Below are 9,849 nucleotides of genomic sequence, written 5' to 3'. Positions count from 1 at the left end.
GTAAACTAATATTTTTTGAATTACCTAATATCTGAAAAGTTTTTCTTTTATGAAGTTTAAAACAGTAGTATTATATTTTTATTGCATTTAGTATGAATGTGGAGGGTGAGATTTTGTTTTATGGTTGGATAGTGGTATGGCTGACATTCTTTGTCATACTAATTGCTGCAGGCATTCGCTCGATTACGGGTATACTCATTATACCACTGGAGCAGGAATTTGAATGGAGCCGTTCCTCTATTTCGTTTGCCTTTGCAATTAACTTAACGATATATGGATTCTCAGGTCCGTTTATTGCAGCCGGGCTTGAAAGAATTGGTATTCGAAAAACGATGGCATATGCGATGCTCGTGCTAGTAATCGGAATGACGGCTAGCTTATTTATGAGTCAAATTTGGCATCTGAACCTCATTTGGGGAGTTATGATTGGAGTGGCCAGCGGGGTTTTTCTTACCGTTTTAGCAGCAACTATAGCTAATAATTGGTTTGAAAAACGAAAGGGAATCGTTGTCGGCATACTAATGTCAGCTACTGCCGCGGGGCAAATGATTTTTCTTCCGTTGCTTTCCAATTTGACTGAGGCTTTTTCGTGGAGAACAGGGATTTATGTATTTATTGGGTTAGGTGTCTTGATGATTCCCCTTATAGCAATTTGGATGAGAGATAAACCGGCTGATAAGGGACTAATCCCTTACGGTGCAGTCGCAAATCAAATTGCCCCTGTTATTCAGAATAAAAAAAATCCAATTAAGGAAGCATTCGAGGTATTATGGATAGGTGTTCGTACGGTTCCATTTTGGTTATTATCCATTAGCTTTTTTATTTGTGGTTTATCCACTGCGGGATTGATTGGGACGCATTTTATCGCGGCCTGTGGTTTGTATGGTATATCAGAAGTAAATGCAGCAGGCTTGTTTGCATTTATGGGGATTTTTAATATTATTGGAACGATGATTTCGGGATGGTTATCTGATCGGTTCGATAATCGATGGTTATTATTTTGGTATTACGGACTTCGGGGATTATCCCTAATCATCCTACCGTATGCACTTGATTTACGATCCTATCCAATGCTTGTCGCTTTTTCTGTATTTTACGGTTTGGACTGGATCGCAACCGTGCCACCAACCATCCGGTTAGCCTCAGAATACTTTGGCAAAGAGCGGGGAGCGATCGTCTATGGCTGGGTGTTTGCTGCTCACCAAGTGGGCTCGGGTGTTGCTGCGTTTTTAGGCGGCTACTTTTATGAAATTTTTAATGGCTATTCGATCACGTTTATTTCAGCAGGTGTACTTTGTATTGTAGCAACGTTTTTTGTGTTGAGTTTTAAAAAGAAGCAGGGGCCATTAAAGAATACAGTAAGTGCTTTATGAATAGTAGACATGATGAAGGACTTGAGGATTAATTCATCCAATATGTGTCGTATAAACTCCAATTAAAGGACATACTTTGACAGTTTTTGTCTGTAATATGTCCTTTAAGCTATTGTTAAAGGACATACTATGTTAGTTTCATGTGTAATATGTCCTTTAAGCTGTTGTTAAAGGACATACTATGTTAGTTTCATCTGTAAAGTGTCCTATAAACTTCTGTAAAAAGACATACTTTGACACTTTTATCCCTTATTTGATCTTAAAAAGTGGATTACAGAGGTTATCTATTATAATATATCTATTGTGAAATGATAAATGTGAGTAAAAATGCCCTAAAGCCTTTTTCAATGGGATTAGGCGTTTGAACCTAGAAAGGAGACAACATGAAATTACGAATGGTTTTGCTGACCCTAGCAGCAGTGCTATTTCTTGCTGCTTGTGGTCAAAAGGGTTTAGAAGATCCAATTACATTAGCAGATCAAGATAACAATGAAGTTACATTTCCATTAGAGAAGCCAGCATTGTTCTTTTTTATTACAACATACACCTGAGGACTTTGTCAGCAGCAACTAGTTGAGTTGCATGGAAATCTTGACATGTTAGATGACATGGATATGGAAATGTTTATTATCAGCCATGATACACCGGAACAGCAAAAGGAATTATACAGCCATTTAAAGGACTATTTTGGTACAAGTTTGCCGTTTATTTCTGACCCGAAAATGGAATTAATTGACCGATTCGGAATGAAGAATGGTGATGTTGCTTATCGCGGCTACGGAATTTTGGATCAAAATGGGAAAATCGTTTTCAAAAAAGTAAATGATCATTGGGGAGAACAGATCGAACAAACTGTTCAAGATATTGAGAAGGAATATAAAAAAATTAAACAATAAAATATAGCCAGTCCTGAGTATAACAAATACTAAGGGACTGGCTATAATTTTTGTTATCGAAAAAACTTTATGATTGCAACAAACCTCACAATCTAAATTCCATCCCATCCTCTGCTATATGAAAACCTCTATCCTCAATTTGCCTTCGAATTTGACGATCAGAGTCAATAACAGGGTTCGAATGATTAAGATGGGTAAAATATATTTCCTTTTCTCCAACTAAATCTTGAAGCCTCTCCATTGTTTCTGTCATGAGAGGGTGGGGAATTTCTCGAAAATCCCGGCCAATTTTTTCAAGGTCTTTTGATGAATGGAAGGTACCATCAAGCAGGCAGATGTCAACCTCTTGGCAAGCATTGTATATGTCTTGGTCCCATTCATTCCAGCGGTCGATATCTGGAATGTAGAGGACTTTTTTATTCGGTCCGCTAATCACAAATGCAAAAGTCTCAGAGAATTCATTTCGATGCGGAACATCAATTGGAATAATTGAAACTTGCTGAGATATGGGAAGTGGCTGTCCATTCCTAATTTCATGCGTTACGATGTTCTTAAGCTTGGTTAATTGACTCCATGGCGCCTGTTCATGTAGCAGCTGATTCATTTTTTGACCTGCAAACACAGGAGTTCCAGCAGCACCAATTGCTTCACGCCCCAAAAAGAGTAACCCCGGATAATGACCTAAATGGGCATGCGTTAAAAAGATGCTATCCATAAGCTGGCCCTGCAAGCTGTATTTTAATTGCAGCTTTACCATCTGTTCTTTTAAATCAGGAGTCGCATCAATCAAATGCCATTTTCGGTCATTCGGAAGAACGATGGCCAATGAGGCGGCAAGGCGCCGAAGATTAGGATTGTTAATCGCCTCTGTACAATTTTTACAAATACAATTTGGATGTGGAAGTCCTGCATCTTGTGCTGTTCCTAATACATGTAAAATCACTTCGCTCATTGTAAAATTTCTCCTCTGTTTTTTAAAATCCTTTTATCTTCTTCATGATAATTTTTCTTTGAAATCGTCCAGTCAGTGAAGCCGAATAGGATATTGATAAGCGGGACTAGGAAAACAAAGAAAGCGTACGGAATAAATTCGCCAGGTGAAACGCCAAGGATGCTCATTGCAAATACAGCAGGGACACTCCATGGTACGAGGTTAATCCCAACCGTTCCAGCCGCTTCTACACATCTTGAAAGGTTTTTCGTATCTATTCCCATTTCTTTATATTTTTTTACAAAGGTTCTGGCTGGTAAAATAATCGCCAAAAATTGAGCACCACTTGCAAAAGCTACTACAAAAGTAGAAAGAATCGTAGAACTAATTAAGGTTCCTGCAGATTTGACCTTCGCCATCATTTTTCGAGTTAATATTTCAAAGGATCCTGTTTCTTCTAATATACCTCCAAGTGCAGTCGCGATGATTAATAAAGCAATTGTACCAAGCATTGACATCATGCCGCCGTTATTTAACAAGGAATCTAATGCTGCAACACCAGAATCAGCGGAATATCCGTTTGTCATGACTTGGATAATGGAAGATACGGATGCTCCTTGGACAAAGACGGCAAGCACACCACCTAAAAGACTAACACTCATTAACGCAGGGATGGCTGGTATACGTAAAATCATTAGGATGATTGTTAGTACTGGCATCAGCAATAATAGCGGATGAATTAAAAATACATCATTTAGACCAACCTTGATCATATCAATGACATTTGCATCCGCCCCAACACTTGTCGCTCCGGAATTACTAACAATCCAATACATTAAGATGGACAAAAAATATGCAGGGAGCGTGTCCCAAAGCATATGCTTAATATGGCTAAATAAATCTGTGTCAGCCATGGCAGGTGCAATATTTGTAGTGTCAGAAACGGGAGATAATTTGTCTCCAAAATAAGCTCCTGAAATCACTGCTCCAGCAACAAGACCCGGGGGAAATCCAAGTCCTTCCCCAATCACCATAAAAGCAAGGCCGATGGTTGCAATAGATATGAAGGAGCTTCCTAATGTTACTGACACAATACCAGTAACAAGTGCTACAATAGGGACGAATAATTCTGGTTTTATGATGGATAGACCATAGTAGATGATTGTTGGGATGACACCGCTTGCGATCCATGAGCCAACAATCATGCCAATAATAAGCAAAATAAATACAGCTGGTAAAGCTCTAGCAACTCCTTGAACCATCATATTTTGGATTTCATCCCAGCTCCAGCCGCAAACCTTCGCTACGATTGCAGCTAGGATAACCCCAATCATTAATGGGATATGCATACCTGCTTTCCAAATAAATATCGATAAAGCTGCAGAAATGATTAATGCAAGTATTGGAATGACAGACATCCCAATGCTAAGTTCCTTTTTCATATTATATTCTCCTTCTCTAAGCAAAAAAACAAAAAAAGCCCCATCCCCAAAAGGGACGGAAGCTCCGCGGTACCACCCTAGTTAGCAGATTACTCTGCTCTCTTATTAGATAACGGCCGAAACCGGAAAAACAGCTCCCTAACTGTATTTCACTATACACCTTGCCTGATTTTCACCACCATCAAGTCTCTGTCTTTCAAGAGTGTATGAGCTACTTAAATAGTTCAACGCTTTTGTGCTTTTATGCTTTTGTGTAATCAAGTATAGTACTATCATATTATTAAATTCCTTTATCAGTCAANNNGTATTAATAGTATGGAATGATTGCTTAATAAATTCGATAAGGGGGATGTTCATGCGTAACAAAGAAATGTTGCTCATACCGGGACCGACACCTGTTGTTGATTCTATTTATGATGCACTCGCAGAGGAAACAAGAAGTCATACAGACCATAGGTTTACAGCTATTTACCGGAGTGCTATTGAGAAGACAAGGGAAATGCTAAACACTGATGGAGAAGTATTTGTGATTTCAGGGTCTGGAACACTTGCTATGGAAATGGCTCTCGTTAATACGGTAGAAGCCGGAGAAAAGATTCTTGTCATTAGTCAAGGCTTTTTCGGAGATCGCTTTATCAAAATTGCCGACGCATTCGGGATTGAAGCCGAGGTTATTCAATCAGAATGGGGAAAACGGGTTGATCCCGATGAAGTTAAGGAAAAGCTTGCGTCCGGAAATTTCAAGGCTGTTACGATTACACATGCCGATACATCCACAGGTGTTTCAGCAGATTTAAATACTTTAGTACCGATTATTAAGAGCCATGGTGCCCTAATCATCCTTGATGGTGTTTGTGCTACAGCTGCAATGGAAGAGGATATGAGCAAGTCTTATGGGGATGAAAATGCGAAGATTGATGTTGTTTTATCAGGCTCCCAAAAAGCAATCGGTGTACCGCCGGGAATCGCAATTGTTGCCTTTAATAAAACGGCATTGGCTGCACGAGAACAAATAAAGCGTGTGCCTGCGTACTATTGTGATATTAACAATTGGATTCCAATTATGAATGACCCTTCCAAATATTTTGCTACTCCGCCAGTCAATTTGATCTATGCCTATGAAGAAGGGATAAAGCTCGTATTAGCTGAAGGGATGGAAAATCGCTATAAACGTCATAAAGCGTTTGGGAAAGCGGTTCGAGCTGCTCTTGCCGTATACGGGATGAAAGCTATAGCGGACGAGGCGGTTGCGGCTGATACATTAAGCTGTATTTTTTATCCAGATGGCATGAATGATGCTGCTTTCCGGGCTGCCCTAGCTGAAAAAGGACTAATTGTGGCAGGAGCTCTTGCTCATTTGGCTGGCAAAGCATTCCGGATCGGCCATATGGGAAATACAACCGATCAGATGCTTGAAAAAGCAGTCGTTTTAATTGGAGAGACGCTGAGAGAACAAGGATTTGAGGCCGACACAGAAAAAGCTGTGATGCGTTTTAGAGAGTTGGCGACACCTGTCCGTTAAAAACAAGAAAGCCTTGCAAGCGTATACCTTACAAGGCTTTTTTTTCTTAATAATATTATCCGCTAAAAGCTTGTTCACGGGCTCTGGCTACAAAATAGAGGTAAAGAATGATAGAAAAAAGTACGGAGACAGCTGCTACCATATAAATCGCACTATATCCAAACCAGTGTCCAATCTGGCCGAAAGCTATGGCTCCAATTCCCACACCTAAATCAAAAAATGAGAAAAAGGTTGCGTTGGCCATACCTCTCCGATGAAGAGGAGCTTCCTTTACTGACCATGCCTGCAAGGCAGGCTGAACGGTGCCAAAACCTAAGCCATAAAGAATAGCAGCTATGTAGAGAATCAAACTACCCGGCAGCCATGAAAGTAATCCCATCGAAATTAATATAAGAATAGCCCCTGGGATAAAAACGGCCTTATGTCCCTTTTGATCATAAATTTTTCCAGCAAATGTCCGTGATAACAATAAAGCAAATGCATAAAGCAGAAAGTACCATTGGATTCCTTCGACCCCTTTTTGCGCGGAATAAAGGGGCAGGAAGGTGGCGATTCCTCCAAAAGTTACTGTTAAAAAGAATAACAGTACTGAAGGTGGAAGTGCACTTTTCTCATAGAAATCCCACTTTTTATGAGGCTGCTGCACAGCTGCGGGATCAACTTGTTTATAGCGAATTTTCAACGATAGAATGAAGGCCATTAATCCAAGGAGTGAGCAAATTATAAATAACATCTTAAAAGAAATAGTGCCTGTTAGGGCAAGGCCTAGAGTGGGTCCAAGTGCTAATGCGATATTGCCTGAAAGTCCATAATATCCCATTCCTTCTCCGCGCCTTCTTGGGGGGATAAGGTCAGTCGCGATCGTTCCAGAAGCAGTTGTGGAAAAGCCCCAGCCAACTCCTTGAACAATTCTAATAAAGAAAAGAAAAAATAAACTTGGGACAAAACCGAATGATCCTACTGAGATCACAAATATCCCCAGCCCAAATAAGTAAACAAAACGCCTGCCTCTTGATTCTAATGCATGCCCGGCAAAAGGACGAAGAAGCAAAGAGGAGAATGTGAAAATTCCTACTACTATGCCGATGAGCTGATCATTTCCGCCTAATTCCTCGACAAAAAGCGGGATCGTTGGCAGCGTCATCTGGAATCCAAGGAAGATAAAAAAGTTGGACATAACAATCAAAATAAAATCCCGCGTCCAAATCTTATCGGACCCAATCTTATTCGGAAGAGTTTCATCCACTATATGTTTGCTCAATATCATTTCCCCCTGTGTAACACTCAAATGATTATTTATTATATTTAGGGCCACTAAGTATAATGTCCAATGTACATAAGATTGGATGAGATCTCTATTTAAAAGGTCTGCCTTAGTTTTATCCACCGGAAGGGAATTATTCTTTGTTTTATTACAGGTTCACAGTCTATAACACTGATTGAGATTCACATTATACTATGCAAAAAACACAGCAACTAAAAGCTGTGTCAGTCTGTTTCTTCATTGCTTTCCATCTCCGATAATTTATCCAACATTGAAATTGCATCCACAAGATGATTATTAAAAATCTGCCTTGCCACCTGAAGCAATTCGATAATCATTGGATCTCTTAATGAATAAATCACCCGATTTCCATCCTTTGTACCAGTTACAATATTTTTTGATCGTAACACTGTTAGCTGCTGGGATACAGCAGAACCTTCACTTCCAACGATTGATTGAATTTCATTTACACTTTTGTCTCCATCTGAGAGAATCTCAAGAATTCGTATTCTAAGCGGATGGGCTAAAGCTTTAAAGAAATCTGCTTTGAATTTTTGCATTTCAAGGTTCATTTGAATAACCCCTCTTTATTTAGTGCAGTTTTATGAAGTAAATGCCTTTTTACCCGTTTGCGCCTTGGAGGATAGCGCAGTGCATTCCTTAAAGGCAAAGTGTTTGCAGCCTAGGCATTTCTCTCTATTTAATTCTTGTAACGCATAATCAATCGCTTCGCCTGTATGTTCGAAGAAATGATCTTCTCTAATTGCATCGAATAAGCCAGTCTTTTGCATCATTTTCATCGGCTGTGGCCTTAATCCGGAGATTAAGACTGTGCCATGCTTGGAAAAGTCCTTAATAATGTTAGCTAAAGAAGCCTCTCCCGTAGTATCCATAAATGGAACCTTTGACATTCTTAGAAGCAACACCTTTGGTTTATAATTGATGGTGCTCATTATGGTCTGTGAAAAGGTTTGCGCCGCGCCAAAGAATAAAGGACCTTCAATATTGTAAATACTTATTTGCGGACAATCATTAGTATCTGTGACCATATGGGTTCGTACCTTTTCGTGCTTGTTCTTATGATCTGGCAATGCTTTAGCAGTGACCATTATGTCACTCATTCGTTTCGTAAATAGAATGACGGCTAATAATAACCCGACCTCAACTGCTACCGTTAAATTTATAAATACGGTTAATAGAAAGGTAACAGACAGGACGAGGGAATCTTCTGTTTTTGTCTTAAGTACATGATAGAATACATGTCTTTCACTCATATTCCAGGCAACAACCATTAATATCGGCGCCATACTGGCCAACGGAATGCTTGAAGCATACCGAGCAAAGAGTACTAGTATTAATAATACCATGAACCCATGGATGATCCCAGAGAAAGGGGATACTGCTCCATTTTTTATATTGGTAGCTGTACGGGCAATTGCGCCTGTTGCCGGTATCCCTCCGAATAATGGAGTAATGATATTGGCCACACCCTGACCGACAAGCTCACGATTACTGTGATGTTTGCTGTTCGTCATCCCATCCGCTACAACGGCTGAGAGCAAGGATTCAATCGCACCAAGGATGGCAATGACAAAAGCAGGTCTAATAAGCTGAACGATTTTGTCCAAAGTAATGTCCGGAAGGGAAAACTGCGGTAAAGTACTTGGAATATCCCCATACGTAGATCCGATTGTAGCAACTTCTCCAGGAAAAAAGATGAAGGCAACAATCGTTGATAAAAGCAACCCAATTAAAGGGCCAGGGACTCTCGGAAATAGCTTAGGTGTGAGAATAATAGTTATTAAACAAATGCCAGCGGTTAACACACTAAAGATATTAATCGTTTGCAGATGACTAAAAATTTCTACAATATTTTCGTGAAATAATTCATGCTGTTTAACGCCCTGCAGGCCTAGAAAATTGGCGATTTGCCCTGTGAAAATAATGACAGCAATTCCCGATGTAAATCCGATCGTAACAGGTCTTGGAATGAATTTAATTAATGCCCCTAACCGAAATACACCCATTAAGCAGAGGATAATTCCCGCCAAAAATCCTGCAATAAGAAGGTTTTCATAGCCATAGGTAATAACAACTCCGAATAAGATCGGGATAAAAGCCCCGGTTGGACCGCCAATTTGGTATTTTGATCCCCCAAATACGGAAATTAAGATTCCCGCAATAATAGTTGTATAGATTCCATACTCAGGCTTGACTCCTGATGCAATAGCAAATGCCATGCCTAGAGGGATGGCAATAACACCTACAACTAATCCAGATAAAAGATCCTTTTGGAAGCCTTGTAGAGAATACCCTTTATATCTGCCAGTGAAAAACCATTTTTCTTGCTTCATATTACCCCTTCTTTATTTTTAGTATCTTAATATATTAGTATATTTGATTATTTGAATATACTATAAT

8 protein-coding genes, 1 pseudogene and 1 other annotated feature are annotated in these 9,849 nt (G+C 39.6%); of the genes and pseudogenes, 4 read left to right on the top strand and 5 right to left on the bottom strand.

Features of this window, described 5'->3' with window-relative positions:
* Window positions 1-113 precede the first annotated feature (113 nt).
* From V7164_RS21250 to V7164_RS21240, 3 genes and pseudogenes are all read left to right on the top strand, one after another.
* Complete coding sequence (locus V7164_RS21250; protein WP_335355170.1) at window positions 114-1,373, top strand: MFS transporter; 1,260 nt, start codon at window positions 114-116, stop codon at window positions 1,371-1,373.
* Between the two features lie 383 nt (window positions 1,374-1,756).
* Window positions 1,757-1,924 (top strand): lipoprotein, encoded by a 168-nt coding sequence (locus V7164_RS21245; protein WP_335348315.1) that lies wholly within the window; start codon window positions 1,757-1,759, stop codon window positions 1,922-1,924.
* 18 nt (window positions 1,925-1,942) lie between these two features.
* Window positions 1,943-2,269 (top strand): annotated as a pseudogene (locus V7164_RS21240) (redoxin domain-containing protein); the annotation flags it as partial.
* Window positions 2,270-2,354: 85 nt separating this feature from the next.
* Here V7164_RS21240 and V7164_RS21235 read toward each other — a convergent pair.
* Window positions 2,355-3,221 (bottom strand): MBL fold metallo-hydrolase, encoded by an 867-nt coding sequence (locus V7164_RS21235; protein WP_335355169.1) that lies wholly within the window; start codon window positions 3,219-3,221, stop codon window positions 2,355-2,357.
* Window positions 3,218-4,642, bottom strand: coding sequence for a Na+/H+ antiporter NhaC (gene nhaC / locus V7164_RS21230; protein ID WP_335355168.1), 1,425 nt, complete (start codon window positions 4,640-4,642; stop codon window positions 3,218-3,220). Before nhaC ends, V7164_RS21235 begins: the two co-directional genes overlap by 4 nt.
* Window positions 4,643-4,690: 48 nt before the next feature.
* Window positions 4,691-4,879 (bottom strand) — a binding site (T-box leader).
* Between the two features lie 118 nt (window positions 4,880-4,997).
* On the opposite strand from nhaC, the gene V7164_RS21225 reads away from it, so the two are divergent.
* Window positions 4,998-6,164 (top strand): pyridoxal-phosphate-dependent aminotransferase family protein, encoded by a 1,167-nt coding sequence (locus tag V7164_RS21225; RefSeq protein WP_335355167.1) that lies wholly within the window; start codon window positions 4,998-5,000, stop codon window positions 6,162-6,164.
* 55 nt (window positions 6,165-6,219) lie between these two features.
* Here the strand turns inward: V7164_RS21225 and V7164_RS21220 are convergent, their stop codons facing one another.
* The 3 genes from V7164_RS21220 to V7164_RS21210 form a co-directional block, all read right to left on the bottom strand.
* Window positions 6,220-7,341 carry an MFS transporter gene (locus V7164_RS21220; protein ID WP_335355171.1) on the bottom strand — a complete coding sequence of 374 codons (1,122 nt, stop codon included), beginning with the start codon at window positions 7,339-7,341 and terminating at the stop codon, window positions 6,220-6,222.
* Window positions 7,342-7,652: 311 nt separating this feature from the next.
* Window positions 7,653-8,000: an ArsR/SmtB family transcription factor gene (locus tag V7164_RS21215; protein ID WP_335347275.1), complete on the bottom strand. Its 348-nt coding sequence runs from the start codon at window positions 7,998-8,000 to the stop codon at window positions 7,653-7,655.
* Window positions 8,001-8,030: 30 nt separating this feature from the next.
* Complete coding sequence (locus V7164_RS21210; protein ID WP_335355166.1) at window positions 8,031-9,782, bottom strand: SulP family inorganic anion transporter; 1,752 nt, start codon at window positions 9,780-9,782, stop codon at window positions 8,031-8,033.
* Window positions 9,783-9,849: the final 67 nt, after the last annotated feature.

The organism is Bacillus sp. JJ1474, assembly GCF_036965225.1.
In the GTDB taxonomy this organism is placed as follows: domain Bacteria; phylum Bacillota; class Bacilli; order Bacillales; family Cytobacillaceae; genus Cytobacillus.
The sequence above is the reverse complement of the archived record's forward strand: the minus strand, read 5'-3'. Positions and strand labels throughout refer to the sequence as shown.

Coding starts and splice junctions, on each gene's coding strand:
- V7164_RS21225 (WP_335355167.1), top strand. CDS start 4,998: ATGCGTAACAAAGAAATGTTGCTCATACCGGGACCGACACCTGTTGTT.
- nhaC (WP_335355168.1), bottom strand. CDS start 4,642: ATGAAAAAGGAACTTAGCATTGGGATGTCTGTCATTCCAATACTTGCA.
- V7164_RS21215 (WP_335347275.1), bottom strand. CDS start 8,000: ATGAACCTTGAAATGCAAAAATTCAAAGCAGATTTCTTTAAAGCTTTA.
- V7164_RS21220 (WP_335355171.1), bottom strand. CDS start 7,341: ATGTCCAACTTTTTTATCTTCCTTGGATTCCAGATGACGCTGCCAACG.
- V7164_RS21245 (WP_335348315.1), top strand. CDS start 1,757: ATGAAATTACGAATGGTTTTGCTGACCCTAGCAGCAGTGCTATTTCTT.
- V7164_RS21210 (WP_335355166.1), bottom strand. CDS start 9,782: ATGAAGCAAGAAAAATGGTTTTTCACTGGCAGATATAAAGGGTATTCT.
- V7164_RS21235 (WP_335355169.1), bottom strand. CDS start 3,221: ATGAGCGAAGTGATTTTACATGTATTAGGAACAGCACAAGATGCAGGA.